This is a genomic window from Streptomyces sp. DSM 15324 (assembly GCF_001514285.1).
Taxonomy (GTDB): domain Bacteria; phylum Actinomycetota; class Actinomycetes; order Streptomycetales; family Streptomycetaceae; genus Streptomyces.
The window spans coordinates 191,745-207,644 of record NZ_KQ949036.1 but is presented as its reverse complement, the minus strand read 5'-3'; the positions used below and the strand labels follow the sequence as shown (position 1 = coordinate 207,644).

Below are 15,900 nucleotides of genomic sequence, written 5' to 3'. Positions count from 1 at the left end.
CAATGGGCCCATGCAGACGCTGACTGCCGTGGCCCATCGCGGCGCCCCCTACCGCTTCCGTGAGAACACGCTCGACTCACTGCGTTCCGCGCTCGTCCAGGGCGCGGACGCCGTCGAGTTCGACGTACGCCTCACCCGGGACGGTGTGCCCGTGCTGTTGCACGACGAGACGCTCAAGCGGCTGTGGGGTGCGGACCGGCCGCTGCGGTCGCTGTCGGCGGCCGAGGTGCGCGGGCTGACGGACGGCGGGGTACCCACGCTCGCGGAGGCGCTCGCGGCGACCGGCGAGAGCCGGGTGATGATCGACCTGCCGGGCACCCGGGACGTACGGCAGGCACGGCGGGTCGTGGACGCCGTGCGCGAGGCGGGGGCGGCCGACCGGGCCTACTACTGCGCCGGCGCCGAGGAGATGCTCGCCGTCCGCGCGGCCGACCCGGCCGCCGAGATCGCGCTGACCCGCACCAGCCTGGCCCCCACGCGCCCGGTCCTGCTCGACGCGGTCAAGCCGCGCTGGCTGAACTACCGTTTCTCCCTGGTCGACCGGGCCCTGGCCGGCCGGGTCCACCGGGGCGGCCACCTGCTGTCGGTGTGGACCCCGGACACCCGCCGCGCGATGCGGCGGCTGATCGCCCTGGGCGTCGACTCGATCACCACCAACCGCATCGACGTCCTGACCGCCCTCAGGGACACCCGTCAGCCCCGGCAGCCCATGGCGAAGCCCGTCGACGGCGGGGCCCGGGAGGCCTGACGGACCGTCGCCGGGTCGGCGGCCGGGGCGCCCCGGGTGGCGTACTGCGGCACGGGGGTGTCGTCGCCGCCGGTGTCACGGACCGGTCGGGCGGCGCGCCCGGTCGTGGATCTGACGCACGGCGACGGCCACCAGCCCGGATTCGTCCAGCGCCTGCCGGTCACGGGCGCCTGCGCGGCGGCGACGGTGGCCCGCCGCCGCCGCCGCCCGGCCTCGGCACCGCCAGGTGACGGGGTACCTCCCGGCGGGGTCCTGGCCCTCACCTCAGCGGCTCCTCCGGTGCCACGTTCCGTACGCCCGGAAGATGGCCGTCCAGCTCCCCCGGCTCGAAGCGGCACATGCCGACCGCGTGCCAGAACTCGCCGGTGACGTCACCCTCGTACTTGTAGCCGCCGGAAGGTGCCAGCGCGGCCCAGCCGCCCGGCAGGCCGACCAGGGTGGCGCGCAGGGCCGCCGGGCCGTCGGCCGGGACCTCCCACAGCCGGACCGTGCCGTCCTCGCCGCCGCCGGCCAGCAGGGAGCCGTCGGGGCTGAAGGCGACCGCCAGGACCCGGCCGGTGTGGCCGCTCAGCACCGCCTTCTCCCGGCCGGTGTGGGCGTCCCAGAGCCGGACCGTGCGGTCGTCGCCGGCCGTCGCCAGCAGCGGGCGCAGCGGATGCGCGGCGGCCGTCCACAGCTTGCCGGTGTGGGCGGACAGCCGGTGCACGGCCACCCCGTCGCGCCAGATCACGGCGTCCCCGTCCCAGGAGGCGCTGGCGAGCCAGGAGCCGTCGGCGGCGAACGCCACCGCGTACACCCGGTCGGTGTGGCCGTCGAGGACGGCGGTGATCCGGCGCTCGTCCAGCTGCCACAGGCGCACCCGGCGGTCGTCGCAGCCGGTGGCGAGGACCTGTCCGTCGGGCCGGAAGGCGATGGAGCGGACCCGGCCGAAGTGCTCGCCGATGGTGACGACATGGGCGCCGGTGGCCCGGTACCAGAGCCGGACGGTGTCGTCGTCGTTGGCGGTGGCGAGGAGTTCGCCGTCGGGGCTGAACGCCTCGGCCCAGACGTGGTCGGTCTCGACGTCCATCTCGCGCTGGTACTCGCCCGTCGAGGCGTTCCACAGGTACATGTCGCCGTCGCTGCTCGCGGTGGCGAGGAGGCTGCCGCCCGGGCTGAACACGGCCGACACCAGCCGGTCGCTCTGCCCGGTCAGCTCGCGCAGCCGCTGCCCGGTGCCGGGGTCCCACAGCCGGATCACGCCGTCGTTGCCGCCCGCCGCCAGTATCGAGCCGTCGGAGCTGAAGGAGAGCGTGCCGATCCGCCGCCCGTGGCCGCGCAGGATGCGCCGGCCCTGGCTGGTGGCGGGGTCGTGCAGCCGTACGACCCCGTCGTTGCCGCCGGTCACGAGGAGGGCGCCGGTGTCCGGGGCGGGACCGTCGCCGTGCGGGCGGAACTTGCAGACCCAGACCGACCCGCGGTGCTCGGCGGGCTGGCGGGTGAGCGGCACCGCCACCGGGTCGGCGCCCGGCTCGACCCTCCAGAGCCGGACCACGCCCTGGCTGTCCCCGGCGGCGAGCAGGGTGCCGTCCGGGGCGAAGAGCACCTGGTAGACGGCGCCCCGGCAGCCGCCGAGCAGCCCGGCGCCGGCCCCCTCGGCCAGATCCCACAGCCGCACCTCCCCCTCGGTGTCGCCGCTCACCAGGTAGCGGCCGCCGGGGTGGAAGTCGAGGGTGTAGACCCGGCCGGTGTGCCCGGTGAACTCGTGCCGCAGGCTGCGGTCGGCGGTGTTCCAGATCCGCACCGTGCCGCCCTGCCGCTCGTCGCCGCGGTCGCCGGTGGCGAGCAGGGTGCCGTCCGGGCTGAACCGCGCCCGGTACACCGCCTCCTGATGGCCCGGCAGTTCCCCGGTCCACCGCCCGGTCGCGAGGTCCCACAGCCGTACGGAGGTGGAGGCGTCCCCGGTGACCAGGGTGGCGCCGCCGGGGTCGAAGGCCACGGTGTAGACGGGTGCGGCGTGGCCGGGCAGCCGGTGCAGCGGGGTGCCCGTGGCGGTGTCCCAGACGGTGACCACGCCGTCGGCGTCCCCGGTGGCCAGCAAGGAGCCGTCGGCGTCGAGCGCGACGGGCCACACCCCGCGCGGATGGATGTCCAGCACCCGCAGACAGCGCCCGGAGACCGGGTCCCACAGGCGGACGGTCCCGTCGGCGCTGCCGGTGGCGAGGATCCGCGCGCGGAACTTGACCGCGTAGACGCGGTCGGTGTGGCCCTCCAGGGTGCGCAGGGCGGTGCCGGTGGCGGCGTCGCAGACCAGCACCCCGCCGTCTTCGGCCCCGACGGCGAGGAGTTCGCCGTCGGGGCTGTAGGAGATCGGTTCGGGCAGCCGGCTGGTGCGCATGTCGAAGCCGTACGGCACGCCCACCGCGGAGGGCCGGAAGCCCGAGTCGACGGCCATGCCCGGGGCCAGGGCGGCGGCGGCCAGTTCGGGCGCGCGCAGCAGCCGCTGGTCGGCGGTGGCGGCGACCAGGGCGGCGCGCTGCCAGCGGCCGCCCTCGACCCGGGCGCCGGTCAGGTCGGTGCGGATCAGCCGGGCCCGGCGCAGGTCGGCGCCGCGCAGATCGGCGTCGGAGAGGTCGGCGCCGTCGAGCCGGGCGCCGGTCAGCCGGGCGTCGCGCAGGACCGCGCCGGCCAGGTTGGCGCCGACCAGCCGGGCGTCGGTGAGGTCGGCGCGGGTGAGGTCGACGCCGGAGAAGTCGCGGTAGGAGAGGTCCTCCCCGGCGAGCGCGGCCCCGCGCAGATCGGTGTGGGCGGGCACCCGCAGCCGGGAGAGGATCTTCACGGCGTTGGCGCGGGCCACCTCGTCCTCGTCGTCGGCGAGGGTGCGCTCGGCCCACTCCTGGCAGGCGCGGTGGTCGGCGAGGTCGCACAGGAACTCCACGGCGAGCTGGCTGAGCCGGCGCCGGGCGAGCAGGGCGCTGTCCCCGCCGGCCAGCCTGTTCGCGCACTCGCGGGCGATGAGCCACTCCACCACCGAGCCGTGGATGAACCGGAACACCCCGTCCTCGCTGCGCACCAGCAGACTGCCGGAGCCGACGGCGTGCGCGGCCTGCCCCGGGGAGAGCCGGCTCGCGGCGAGTCCGGTGAGGGTCTCGGCGACATCGGTCAGCTCGTCGAGCCGCAGCGACTCCTGGCCGGTCTGCCACAGTCGCAGGGCGAGCGCGGTGACCGCGCTCCACAGCTGGTCGACGCCGAGTCCGGGGGCGCGCCCCGGGCCACCGCCGGCGCGCTGTTCCTCGAAGGTCAGCCAGGCGGTGAGGACCTCCTGGTAGAGCCCGGCGGGGCTGAGGGCGCGGCCGGCTCCGGCGACCGCGCGCAGCTGGTCGTCGTCGAGGTCGGCGACGAAGCCGAGGAGGCGGGGGTTGCGGCACAGGGCGAGGAGATCGGGGATGGCGTCGAGCAGCCGGATCCGGCGGTCGGCGGCGCGCTCGTCGCCGTCGTAGCGGTTGACCAGGTAGGCGCGGATCTGCCGCGGGGTGAACTCCTGGACGGCGAGCACCCGTCGGTGCGGCAGCATCCCGACCCGCTCGCCCAGCGCGGTGAGCACCTGGCCCTGGGACCGGAAGTGCTGGGTGCGGCTGCTGACGACGATCTTGGCGCTGTCCACGGCGGAGTCCAGCAGCACCTGGAGCCGCTCGGCGGCCCGGTCGTAGGTGACGCGGGTGACGAGTTCGTCGAAGCCGTCGAAGAGCAGCACGATCCGGCCCTGCTGGAGCATGTACCGGAAGGCCCGCAGGTCGATGTTGTCGACGCCGTGCGCGGCGAGGTGGGCGGCGACCAGGCCCTCGAAGGAGTAGGCGCGGTCGAGGGTGTTCAGCTCCACCAGCACCGGGACGAGGTGCGGCAGTTCGGCGGGGACCCGGCGGGCCAGCTCGCGCAGGGCGAAGGTCTTGCCGTGGCCGAAGTCGCCGAGCAGCAGCAGGAAGCGGCCCTGGTCGGAGTCGAGGAGGCGGAGCATGGCGTCGACGAGTCCGTCCCGGTCCTCCGCGTCGAGCCGCTCGATCTCGCGGTAGCGCTGCGGGAGGTACATGCCCGGGGGGTAGCGGGGGTCGGTGCGCAGCCGTTCGCTCTGGGCGCCGACGTAGGCGCGCAGGTCGAGCAGGCCCTGGAACTCGGTGAAGCTGCGCACCCGGACGCCTCTGCGGCGGGCCAGGTCCCTGAGGTCGCGGGCGGGCGGGGGGCCGTCGTGGACGAGTTCGGCCTCGGTCTCGGAGTCGGCGGCGTGCACCAGGGCGACGACCCGGTCGACGTCCTGGGCGGTGGGGGTGCCGGGGTGGACGGCGACGCGCTGCTGGCGGACGAAGCCCGACTGGGTCCAGGTGACGAGGAGCTGGGGCACGGGTCCGTCGACGGGGCGGATCTGGGCGCCCTCGTGCCGGGTGCGGCAGACCTCGGCGACCCGGGCGAGCAGCACCTCGGCCGGGGACTGCACGGCGCGCGGCTCGGGGTCCGGGGCGCGGGCGGCCTCCGGGTCGGCGGCTGTGGGGTCGGCGGGGCCGAAGGCGCGGTGGGCGCGGTGCCATTCGACCCGGTCCTGCCGGGGTTCGCCGGGGCCGGGCCAGGTCGCGAGTCCGTCGCGGCCGATGCGCAGCAGCCGGTGCCGGGCGGGTGCGGCGGTGCCGAGCAGGGGCAGTTCGCCGGTGGAGGTGGTCAGCAGCGGGCGGGTGCCGGGTCCGGCCGGGCCGTGCAGCAGCAGATGGAGGCGGGGTGCGGTGAGGCGGGCGAGGACCTCGGTGTCGCGCAGCGGGCCGGAGCCGTCCCGGGCGGCGGTACGCAGGACGCCCTGCGGGGTGGTGCCGGGGGCGTGCCGCAGGGCGCCGATCCGCAGCCAGCCCTCCTGTTCGTACGGTCTGAGGGCCTGGGCGAACCAGGCGGCCTGCTCGCGGCCGACCATGCCGTACTGGTCGTCGAGCCGGTGGCTGTACGCCATGGAGGAGTTGAGGCCGGCGACGACGGTGTGCAGTTCGGGCACCGGGAAGAGGGTCCAGGGCTGGTCGCTGTCGAAGACGACGTCGAGCCCCTGGTAGAGCTCCTGGAAGACGCGGGCGAAGTGGCGCCACTTGGGCCAGTAGGGCGGCCGGGGCGGCATCTCGTCGGCCTCGCAGGTGCTGAAGTAGGCGCGGCAGGCGGCCTGGTTGACGTCGTGGCCGCCGGGGACGAGGGCCACGCGGTGCGGTTCGAGGCCGAGCAGGGCGCGCAGTCCGGTGAGGAAGGCGAGCGCCTGGTCGAACTCGCGGGGGCTGCCGGAGGCGGTGAGGTCGCCGGTGACGACCAGCAGGTCCGGGGAGGGCGCCCCGGAGTCGGTGAGCTCGACGAGGTCGCCCCAGATCGCCGCCTGGAGTTCGGCCGGGTCCTGGCCGCGTCCGAAGGCGGGTCCGGCCAGGTGCAGCACGGTGACCGCCTCGCGGAGGGCGGGGTCGGCGCCGGTGCGGGGGTAGGCGGGCGGGGCGGGAGGTCGGCGGCGGCCGGCCCAGCCGAGACCGCCGAGGGGGCGGGGTGGTGGGGGTGCGACGGGCACGGCCGGTGCGGGCGGCACGGGCCGGCCCTCGCCGGGGTAGCCGGGCCGCAGACTGGGGCGGGCCCGGCCGTCGAGGGCCTGCCGGACCCGGGTGAGCAGCAGGTCGCGGGCGGCGGCCGGATCGGTCACCGGGACGAGGTCGACGTAGGTGATGGTGGCGAGGAGCCCTTCGACGGGGATGTCCTCGACGCGGACGGTGATCAGCCGCCGCTCGGGCACGTCCGGGTCGGCGCGCAGGGCGGCCTGCCACTCCATCCGGCCGTACCGCGACCGCTCGTAGTTCCGCGACAGTACGGCGATGACGGCCGCGGACTCGCTCACCCCGCGGTCCATGAAGTCGACGAAGTTGGTGCCCGGCACGAAGTCCCAGGCCTGCAGGACGGTCCGGTAGCCGGCCTCCTCCAGGGTCCAGGCGATCCAGGACGCCCAGCGCTCGTCGGCCGGCGAGTAACTGACGAAGAAGTCCAACGGCCCGGTGCTACCGGTCATCTGACGGTCCCCCATGTATTCATGATGCAATGGACGAGCGCCGTTTTGGACTGATTTCGCGCCAACCCCCTGGTCACGTGGGAGCACAACTGTGCGACCCTTCCCCCGTGTCTGTCATACGGCGTCTGCATGTACTGGACCGGGTGGCGATCGCCCTGCTCGCGACCGGACTGCTGTGCGTGGCCTCGGGGCTGCTGCCGGCCGCGGACGCGGGGGACGCGATGCGCCGGATCGCGCCGCTGCTGGCGTTCCTCGCCACGGTGATCGTGCTGGCCGAACTGACCAGCCGGGCCGAGGTGTTCGACGTGGTGGCGGCGCGGGTGGCCCGGGCGGGCCGGGGCAGCTACCCCCTGCTCTTCCTCCTCTGCGTGGCCTTCGCGTCGATCACGACGATCTCGCTGAACCTGGACACCACGGCGGTGCTCCTGACGCCCGTGATGCTGGCGATGGCCGGCCGGGTCGGCATCGCGGCGGTGCCGCTGGCGATGACGACGGTGTGGCTGGCCAACACGGCGAGCCTGCTGCTGCCCGTCTCCAATCTGACGAACCTGCTGGCGGCGGACCGGGTGGCGCTGTCCTCCCTGGGCCTGGCCGGGCGGATGTGGGCCCCGCAGCTGGCGGCGATCGCCGTGACGATGGCCTGCCTGTGGGGCTTCTACTGGCGCCGGGACAGCAGGACGGCCACGCCGTCGGCACCGGCCGACGCGGCCCGGGTCGACGCGGGACAGGCCGACGGGACGCGGGGCGCGGCGCGGCGGGCGGGTGGCACGGAGGGCGGCGCGGAGAGGGGCCTGCGGTATGTGCCGCCCGGGGTGCACCGGCCCGGTGATCCCGTCGTGTTCCGGGCCTGTGCGCTGGCGTGCGCGGGTTTTCTGCTGGCCATCCTGGTCGCGGACGTGGAGCTGTGGGTGGCGTCGGCGACGGCCGCCGCGGTGGCCGTCGTGGCGTTCGCGGCGCGGGAGCGGAAGGCGTTGCGCTGGTCGCTGGTGCCGTGGCGGCTGCTGGTGATGGTGCCGGGGATGTTCCTGGTGGTGGAGACGGTCAACGCGCACGGGCTGCACGCGCTGCTGTCCTCCGCGGTCGGCCATGAAGGCGGCATCCTGGGCCAGTTCCGTGCCGCGGCGATGGGCGCCGGGCTGTCCAACGTCCTGAACAACCTGCCCGTCTATCTGGCGGGCGAGGGCGCGGTCCCGGTGGGCAACCACGACCAGCTCCTGGCCCTGCTGATCGGCACCAACGCGGGCCCGGTCATCACTCCGTGGGCCTCCCTGGCGACCCTGCTCTGGTACGAGCGGTGTGTCGCGTACGGCGTACGGGTGCCGGTGGCCCGGCTGATGGGCACGGGCGCGGTGCTGGCGGTCAGCGCGGTCGGGGCGTCGGTGACGGCGCTGGCGCTGACCCGGTGACCGCGGTGGGCGCGGCGGGCGCGGCGGCGGTGGCCGTGGCGGCGGTGGCCACCAGGTCCAGCAGCCCGGGCAGCAGCTCGGGGCGGGCGGCGACGAAGGAGCGGTCCGTGTCGGGGCCGGTGAAGGACGCCGGGAAGTCGCGGCCGTCCAGGTGGCACAGGGTCACCCCGGCCTCGCGGGCGAGCAGCGCGCCGGCCGGGAGGTCGATCGCCTCGGCGCGGTAGCCGACGAAGCCGTCGATGTCACCGCGGGCGAGCATGGCCCAGGCGACCAGGGGCGCCCAGAGCTGGAGCAGTCGGCGCGAGCGCAGTTCGAGGGTGTGGCGCAGGGCGCGGGCGGCGGGGTCGTCGCGGCGGACCGCGTGCCCCTGGGTCCAGGCGAGGAGCGGTCCGGCGGGTGCGGCCGGGCGGCGGACGGGGGCGAGCCTGCCGTCCGGGCCGTGGGTGCCGGCCCCGTGGACGGCCGACCAGGTCCGGCCGGTGAGCGGCTCGTGCACCACGCCGACCCGGGGCAGCGCGTCGACGCAGAGCGCGATGCCGACGACGTAGACGGGCAGCCCGATCACCACGTTGTTGCTGCCGTCGAGGGGGTCCACGAGCCAGGTCCGGCCGCCTGCGTCCCCGGCCCCCGTGTCACCGGACTCCTCCGCGAGGATCCGGTCGTGCGGGAAGTCCTCCCGGATCCGGTCCGTCACCAGTCGTTCGGCCAGCAGGTCCAGGTCGGTGACGACGTCACCGCCGCCGCCCTTGGGCCGGGCCGTGAAGCCGCCCGGGAAGCGCGAGCGCAGCAGGGCGCCCGCGGCCTCGGCGGCCGCCACCGCCGTACGGCATTCGGGGCCGAGGTCAGCCGGCACACGGGGGTTCGGGCTCATGGATCCTCCTGAGCGCGGCCTGGGCGATCCGGGCGGTCTGGGCCGCGTCGCACATCCTGCGGACCACCCGGTGACCCGGTGCCCGCAGCGGGCCCAGGGAGAGGTCCGCCCGGCCGGGCAGGGTCCGGCCCAGCACCAGCGTGGCGGTCGGACGGCCGTCCGGGACCACGGTGGTGTGGAACTCCCCCGCCGGGAGGGCGTAGGTCTGGCCCCGGTAGCTGGTCTGGCGGGGACCCGGCACACAGCGCACGAGCCGTCTGGTGGGCCGCAGTTCGTCCACGCCGGTGGGGCGGCTGAGCACCTCGAAGACCCGGTGGGTGGGTTCCGCGGCCCCGTCGGCCACCCCCATCCGCCGGTTGTCCAGGCGGCCGTACAGCACGGTGCTGATCAAGTCCCAGCTGTGCGAGTGCACCTGGTGATCGGTCAGGATCGGGTCCGTCGGTCCGAAGACGTGGACGCAGACGCCGTCGGCTCCCTCCCGCAGGACGGGCAGACAGACGAACCCCAGTGGATGGCGCACCGCGCGCAGCACGCGGTGGCCGTTCACGACCTGTTGCAGTTCCGATGCGGCGTGCCGCACCAGCTCGGCGGACTCACCCCGCCGGGCGGCCCGTTCCAGGGCCGGGTAGTCCATGGTCGCCCCCCAGGGCCGGAGTCGGACGCGCTCAGCTGCGGTAGGGGTCCTCGGCGTGCAGTGCCTTGTCGACGATCTCGCCGACGTCGCGGTCGGTGAAGCTGGTCGGCAGGGGCACCCCGAGCCGGTCCATCAGGCGTCTGACCTCGTCGACGGTGGGCTCGTCGCTCAGCTCGCAGGCCTCCCGCAGATCGAGCTTGAGGCCCTGCTCGCGGCTCTGGTGCAACTCGGTGACGTAGTAGTCGTACAGCGGCCGGTCCCGTTGCACGCAGAGGCTGACGCGGCGCGGGTCGTCCTGGGTGATGATCAGGCAGCTGTCGGAGAGGTCGAAGCGCAGGGCGGGGGCCACGGAGTTCAGGTGCACGTCGATCTCCAGGGTGTCCAGCCGCTGCCGGTGCCAGACGGCGGCCAGGACGGTGGCGTACGACTCCTTGCGGGTGCGTTCGGTGGTCCAGCCGCCCGCGTCGTCGTGGCCGAAGGTGCGGCGGAAGCGGGCGTAGGCCTCGCAGACCCGGGCGTCGGCCGGGTTGACGATGTCGATCTTCATGCTGAGGGCGCGGCGCTGGCGCTGGGCCTCCAGGACGCACTGGGGGAGGGTGACGGCCCGCAGATAGGTGCCGGTGCCGCCCTTGAACACCCAGCGGGTGGTGGAGCGGCGGGCCTGTTCGTGGGCGAGGGTGACCTCGGGTCCGGCCAGGGAGCGCACCATGGCCAGGTCCTCGATGGCCCGGCCGGTCGCGGCGGTGGCGGCGCGGATGTCGGCCATCCGCCGCCGGCGCTCGGTCAGCGAGCCGTACACGAGGGAGGCCAGCACGAGCAGGATGGATCCGGTGACGACGTTGTTGTCCCGGTCGAAGGCCTGGCCGGTGATGTCCAGCAGACCGACGGTCAGGGCGACCCCGATGGCGACGACCCCGTCCGCGTTGCGGACGGCCCAGGCGATCGAGTCCTCCAGCCGGCGTCCCGGCGGCTGCGGTTGGCTGCGCGACACGTCCCCCACCCTCCCCCGACGGCGACTTCCAGGGTAGGAGCAGGGACCGGTCCACGGCTACGGCGTGTGAATCGGCCTCAACGGCGCGTACTCGCCGCCGAGGGCACGCTGGACGGCGCCTCGGCGCGGGTCGGGCGGGCGGTGTCGACGGCGGAGGTGGCGTCCTCGGCCTCGCGGGGGTGGGAGGTCCGGGACGCCTTGGACGGGGTGGGGGTGTCCGGGCGGTCGGAGGCCGAGGCGTCCGGGGCGAGAGAGGGGACGGGGCTGGCCGACGGGTCCGGTCGGGTGGAGGGGCTGACCGCCGGGGCCGGGCCCAGCGGGACGACCGGGCGGGCGGGGGTGTCGGGCGTGGCCGGCCGCAGCGGCAGCAGGACGGCGAGCGCGGCGACGGCGCAGGTGGCGCCGACCCCGGCGGCGGTGCGCAGCAGCCGGCGGCGGGACGCGCCGCGGCGGATCTCCTCGTAGTGGCCGGGCGGCGGGGCGAGATGGCCCGCGGCGGGGCGCAGGATGACGGTGAGCGGGTCGTCGGGGTCGGGGCGCTCGAGGTCCGGGCCGTCGTCGAAGTCGTCAGTGGGTGTGATCAAGGCTTCTCCTCAAGTGGGCGCGGAGCAGTTCGCGGGCCGCGTGCAGGTCGGCCTTGACGGTTCCTTCCTTGCGCCCGGTCAGCACGGACACCTCCCGGATCGGCATGTCAGCGTAGTAGTGCAGCAGGATCGGCACGCGCAGCCGGTCCGGCAGCGACTGCACGAGCAGCCGGACCGAGGGGTCGTCCGGTTCGGCGGGCGGGACCACCGCGGCCTCGGCGGTGGCCCGGCGCACGGCGCGGCGTTCCCGCTCCAGCTTGCGCCAGTGGTCGCGGACCAGGTTGGCGGCGGTGACGTAGAGGAAGCCCTGGGGTTCCGCGACGGACGTCCAGCGGGCCCAGAGCCGGGTGAAGGCCTCCGAGGCGATCTCGTGGGCGGTCCCGTCGTCGTCGACGAGCCGGCGGCACCAGCCGGCGAGGCGGGGGTAGAGGGCGGCGAACAGGTCGGACGCCGCCCTCTCGCGCTCCCGGGAGCGGGCGGGCCGTTTCAACGTTCTCCCGCGGAGGTGTGGGTGGAGTCCGAGGTCAGCGCGGCGAAGACGATCACGTTGTCGCGGTAGCCGTCCCCGCTGCGGGGACCGCCGCAGGTGATGAGACGCAACTGAGGCCGGTCCACGTTCCCGTAGACGTCCTCGGTCGGGAACCGCGCCTTGTCGACGGTCCGTACCTCGGTGACGGCGAACTCGGCCGTCGTGCCGTTCCCCAGGCGCGCCGCGATCCGGTCGCCCCGGTGCAGCCGGTCCAGGTGCCGGAAGACACCGTCGCCGTACTCGCCGACGGTGACATGACCGAGGATCACCGACGGCCCGGTCTGGCCCGGCGTCGGCGAGTGCCCGTACCAGCCCGCCCGGTCGTGCGCCTCGACCGGCGGCACCTCCACGGTGCCGTCGGCCCGCAGTCCCAGCCGCATCAGCGGGGTGTCGACCCCGATCGCCGGGATGCGCAGGGCGACCGGCGCCGAGCGCGCCAGGGGGCGCGCGGCCTGGGCGGTGCGGGTCGGGGAGGCCGAGGGCGTGCGGGGGACGGCGGAGGTGCCGGCCCCGTCGGTGGTGCGGCCGGCCGGACCGCCGCAGCCCGTCAGCACGACGGTGAGGGCCGCGGCGGCCAGGGCGCGCCTGGAGAGCGGGCTCATGCGCCGGTCGCCCTCCGGCGCCGTACGACGAGGAAGCCCGCGCCGGCCGCGGCGAACACGGCGGCGGCCGCACCGCCGCCGATCAGCGTGCCGTGGCCCCCGTCGGCCTCCGCGACGCCGGTGTCGGCGGCGCCCCTGGGCACGACGCCGACCTGGCCGGGTGCGGCCGAGGGGGCTTTGGTAGCTTCCCGGGCGGGACCGCTGTGACCGGTGTCATGGGCGTCCTCGGTGGGCGAGGCAACGGGGCTGTCGGTCGCCGCGGGGCTGTCGGTCCCTGTGGGGCTGGGGACCGCGGACGGCGCCGCGTCGGCGAAGGCCGGGGAGGCGCCCGCCAGGAGTGCGGTGCCGAGGGCCAGGGCGGCGGCGCCCGTTCGGGACATGAGTCGCATCTGTCGCTCTCTTTCGTCGGTGCGTGGTGACCGAGCGGAGAGACGAGGCGGCCCGGACCCGGGTTGTAAAGAACTGGCAAAGCGGGAAATGCTGTCCCCTTCCGAGGGATGAGAGGGAAGTTCGATGAACGCTCGTTCGGTACGCGGTGCGGTGGCGGTGGCCGCCTCCCTGTGCGCGCTGGTCGCGCTCTCCGCGTGCACCGTCCGGCCCGACACCGGCGCCGAGGACGTGAGCGGCGCGCCCGCCCAGGCGAAGAACCTGAAGGTCGGCTGGTCGACGACCTCGCTGACGACCGCGTGGATGCGCCAGACGCTGGCGACGCTCCAGGGGGACGTCGACCGGCTGCGATCGGCGGGCAAAGTGGGCTCGTTCCAGGCCTTCGACGCGGACGGCGACACCCCACGCCAGATCGCGCAGATCCGGGCCATGATCCGGCAGACGTACGACGTGATCCTGGTCGACGCCGGTTCGCCGACCGCGCTCGACCCGGTGCTGGAGGAGGCCGTCGCCTCCGGTATCACCGTGGTCGCCTTCGACGCGCTGCCGACCAGCCCCGTGGTCCTCAAGGTGGGCACCGACCGGTGGGCCTGGGGCTCGATGCTGGCCCAGTGGCTGGTGGACGCGGTCGGCGGCCGGGGCGACATCATCGCGATGACCGGCCCCGCCGCGACCGCGGGCGACGACGAGCGGTGGGCGGGGGCCGCCGCCGTCTTCGCACGCCACCCGGGGATCAGGGTCGTGAAGACCGTGCACAGCCCGTACTCCGCGGCCCCCGCCGCTCGGGCCTTCGCCTCGGCGTACGCCGAACACCCGGACATCCGGGGCGTCTTCGCGCTGGGCGGGACGCTGTCGGCGGCCGCGCTGCGGACGCTGGCCGGGGAGGGCGGCAGGCTCGTCCCGGTCGCCGGCGAGAACTACAACGGCTTCCTGAAGCTGTGGCGGAGCAAGCGGGCGGAAGGATTCTCCGCGCGGGCCACGGCGCAGCCCGCCTATCTCTCGGTGGTCGCCCTGGAGGCGGCCGTCGCCCAGCGCGAGGGGGTCAAGGTGCCCGCGGCCATCGACGTCCCGCTCCCCGAGATCACCGACGACAACCTCGACGCGTACGCGGAGCCCGGCGCGCCCGACGACACCTACCCCGTCGACGCCCTCCCGCAGGCCCGGATCGACCAGCTGATCGGCCGGTCGACGGGGCCGGCCCAGGGGTGAGTCGTGGGGGGATCGGGGGCGGGCCGAGGGGGTCGTGGCGAACCTGTAAGCGTTTTCTGAAGCACCTTGCGGGCGCCTCCCCCGTGCCGTAAGCACGTGCATCATGAACCTGTTCAACCGTGCTGCGTTCCGGCGCCGCCCGGCACCCCCCATGCCTCCCCAACTCCCCTACCAGACAAGGCCGTTAACCCGGATCGGCAGACCGGCGCCCGACCCCCGGCTGGCCGCGCTGACCGGCGAGTGGATGATCGACCCGGCGCACAGCCGGATCGGGTTCTCCGTGCGCCACGCCCTGGTGACGACCGTGCGCGGCGCCTTCGCCGAGTACCGCAGCCGCCTGTGGTTCGACGGACGCGACCCGGCCCGCTCCCACGCGGAGATCGTGCTGTCCACGGCGTCCGTCCGGACCGGTGTGGACCAGCGCGACGCCCATCTGACCGGGCGTGACTTCCTGGACGCCGCGGCCCACCCGCGGATGCGCTTCGTCAGTACGGCGGTCCGGCTCACGGGTGCCGACGTCTACCGCATGAGCGGCGACCTCACCATCAAGGGCACCACCGGCCCCGTCGAGTTGGAGCTGGCCTACCTGGGCCATGTCGTCGACGCCTTCGGCGACGAGCGGGTCGGCTTCGACGGGACGACGACCATCAACCGGTCCGAGTGGGGACTGACGTACAACCAGCGGCTGGCCCAGGGCGGCGCCATGGTGAGCGAGAAGGTGCGGCTCCAGTTCGACATCGCCGCCCTCCGCACGCTCCCCGTCGACTGAAGGACGCACGGGAGGCCGACGGCGTGGAGGCGGCCTGAGGAGCCGGCCGCAGGGGCCGGGCCGCTCGGGAGCCGCCGACGGACCGGGCCACTCGGGAGCCGTCGACCGACCGTGGCGCTCAGGAGCCGCCGACAGACCGGGCCACTCAGGAGCCGCCGACGGACCGGGCCAGCGCGTCGGCCGCCGCCGTGAGCTCCGCGTGGATCGCGCGCTCGTGCGGCCGCAGGTCCTGCTGTCTGCCGACCACGGACACCGCGGCCCGGATGTGTCCGCCCCCGTCCCGCACCGGCACGGCGTACTCGGTGACGCCGTGCTCGAACTCGCCGTGGGCCGCGACGACCCCCCGCAGCCGGTCGCGGTCGCCCGCGGCGACGAGTTCGGCGACCGAACGGGCGGCGTTGGGGCCGCCGACGCCGATCAGCTCGTAGTCGTCGAGGAGCGCGGTGAGGTCCTCGGCGGTGTGGTCGAGGAGGAGCGCGCGGCCCGCTCCGGTGCACCAGCACGGGGTGACCAGACTCGCCCGGCCGAGCCAGTCCGGCGCGGTGCCCGCGGCGGACTCCGACCGCAGCAGCCGTACCTGCACCCCGTCGCGGACCGAGAGCCGCGCGCCGGCGCCGTACGCGACCGCGAGCCGGCGCAGGACGGGACGGCTGCGCCGCAGCAGCCCCGGGTGCAGGGACGCGGCCACCGCGAAGAACGACTCGCCGGCCCGCAGCGTCGCGTCCTCACCGCGTTCCAGGAAGCCCCGGTCGCAGAGGTCCTGGGTGGTGCGGGAGGCCTTGCTGCGCTCGACGCCGACCTCGTCGGCGAGCCGGCTGACGTTGAAGCCGCCGCGGCCGGACGTCTCCCGGTCCAGCACCGCGCTCACCATCCGCAGGGCCATGCGCAGGGAGGAGGCCGTGGTCGGACCCTGGGGCCGACCGGGCGCGGGGCCGTTGGTCGTCACCTCGGCACTATAGCCAGCCGCCCCGGCGCGGCGACGGGGCGAGGCCGCAGGACGAACGCCCGGCGGCCCGAGCACATCGGCAGCCCTCCCGGGCGGATCGGCAGGGCCGCACTGACACCCCGCGCCCCGAGGCTGAGCGTGTCCCCGCCGGTGGCCCGACCGGCGGACACGAGAGGGAGAG

General features: G+C 75.2%; 13 protein-coding genes. 4 read left to right on the top strand and 9 right to left on the bottom strand.

All coding sequences use genetic code 11. The features are described from left to right. Positions 1–10 precede the first annotated feature (10 nt). Positions 11–748, top strand: a complete 738-nt coding sequence (locus AQJ58_RS34910) for a glycerophosphodiester phosphodiesterase (RefSeq protein ID WP_067257563.1) — start codon at positions 11–13, stop codon at positions 746–748. 259 nt (positions 749–1,007) lie between these two features. On the opposite strand, the gene AQJ58_RS34900 is transcribed toward AQJ58_RS34910, so the two are convergent. After that, positions 1,008–6,791 (bottom strand): WD40 domain-containing protein, encoded by a 5,784-nt coding sequence (locus AQJ58_RS34900; RefSeq protein WP_234360386.1) that lies wholly within the window; start codon positions 6,789–6,791, stop codon positions 1,008–1,010. Positions 6,792–6,898: 107 nt separating this feature from the next. Between AQJ58_RS34900 and AQJ58_RS34895 the strand changes: the two genes are divergently transcribed. Beyond that, positions 6,899–8,197: an ArsB/NhaD family transporter gene (locus AQJ58_RS34895; RefSeq protein ID WP_234360385.1), complete on the top strand. Its 1,299-nt coding sequence runs from the start codon at positions 6,899–6,901 to the stop codon at positions 8,195–8,197. Here AQJ58_RS34895 and AQJ58_RS34890 read toward each other — a convergent pair. The 7 genes from AQJ58_RS34890 to AQJ58_RS34860 all read right to left on the bottom strand — a co-directional run bounded on the left by AQJ58_RS34890 (position 8,151) and on the right by AQJ58_RS34860 (position 12,788). Beyond that, positions 8,151–9,068 carry an inositol monophosphatase family protein gene (locus AQJ58_RS34890; protein ID WP_067257551.1) on the bottom strand — a complete coding sequence of 306 codons (918 nt, stop codon included), beginning with the start codon at positions 9,066–9,068 and terminating at the stop codon, positions 8,151–8,153. The genes AQJ58_RS34895 and AQJ58_RS34890 overlap by 47 nt on opposite strands. Continuing rightward, positions 9,040–9,702, bottom strand: coding sequence for a hypothetical protein (locus AQJ58_RS34885; RefSeq protein WP_067257549.1), 663 nt, complete (start codon positions 9,700–9,702; stop codon positions 9,040–9,042). Before AQJ58_RS34885 ends, AQJ58_RS34890 begins: the two co-directional genes overlap by 29 nt. A gap of 31 nt (positions 9,703–9,733) precedes the next feature. Continuing rightward, on the bottom strand, positions 9,734–10,693 hold the full coding sequence (locus AQJ58_RS34880) for a hypothetical protein (RefSeq protein WP_234360384.1): 960 nt from the start codon (positions 10,691–10,693) through the stop codon (positions 9,734–9,736). A gap of 77 nt (positions 10,694–10,770) precedes the next feature. After that, on the bottom strand, positions 10,771–11,277 hold the full coding sequence (locus tag AQJ58_RS34875; RefSeq protein WP_067257546.1) for a hypothetical protein: 507 nt from the start codon (positions 11,275–11,277) through the stop codon (positions 10,771–10,773). Next, positions 11,261–11,767, bottom strand: coding sequence for an RNA polymerase sigma factor (locus tag AQJ58_RS34870; protein ID WP_067257544.1), 507 nt, complete (start codon positions 11,765–11,767; stop codon positions 11,261–11,263). Before AQJ58_RS34870 ends, AQJ58_RS34875 begins: the two co-directional genes overlap by 17 nt. Next, complete coding sequence (locus AQJ58_RS34865) at positions 11,764–12,408, bottom strand: class F sortase (protein ID WP_067257541.1); 645 nt, start codon at positions 12,406–12,408, stop codon at positions 11,764–11,766. Before AQJ58_RS34865 ends, AQJ58_RS34870 begins: the two co-directional genes overlap by 4 nt. Continuing rightward, positions 12,405–12,788 (bottom strand): hypothetical protein, encoded by a 384-nt coding sequence (locus AQJ58_RS34860; RefSeq protein WP_067257713.1) that lies wholly within the window; start codon positions 12,786–12,788, stop codon positions 12,405–12,407. The genes AQJ58_RS34865 and AQJ58_RS34860 overlap by 4 nt, the downstream gene beginning before the upstream one ends. A gap of 133 nt (positions 12,789–12,921) precedes the next feature. On the opposite strand from AQJ58_RS34860, the gene AQJ58_RS34855 reads away from it, so the two are divergent. Together AQJ58_RS34855 and AQJ58_RS34850 are read left to right on the top strand one after the other, a co-directional pair. Then, a complete protein-coding gene (locus AQJ58_RS34855; protein WP_067257539.1) occupies positions 12,922–14,004 on the top strand; it encodes a substrate-binding domain-containing protein in 1,083 nt (360 codons plus the stop codon). Positions 14,005–14,107: 103 nt separating this feature from the next. Continuing rightward, the gene (locus AQJ58_RS34850; RefSeq protein ID WP_067257536.1) at positions 14,108–14,773 is read left to right on the top strand and encodes a YceI family protein; all 666 of its coding nucleotides are present in this window, start codon (positions 14,108–14,110) and stop codon (positions 14,771–14,773) included. 145 nt (positions 14,774–14,918) lie between these two features. Here the strand turns inward: AQJ58_RS34850 and AQJ58_RS34845 are convergent, their stop codons facing one another. Continuing rightward, positions 14,919–15,719 (bottom strand): IclR family transcriptional regulator, encoded by an 801-nt coding sequence (locus AQJ58_RS34845; protein ID WP_079079413.1) that lies wholly within the window; start codon positions 15,717–15,719, stop codon positions 14,919–14,921. Between the last annotated feature and the right edge of the window lie 181 nt (positions 15,720–15,900).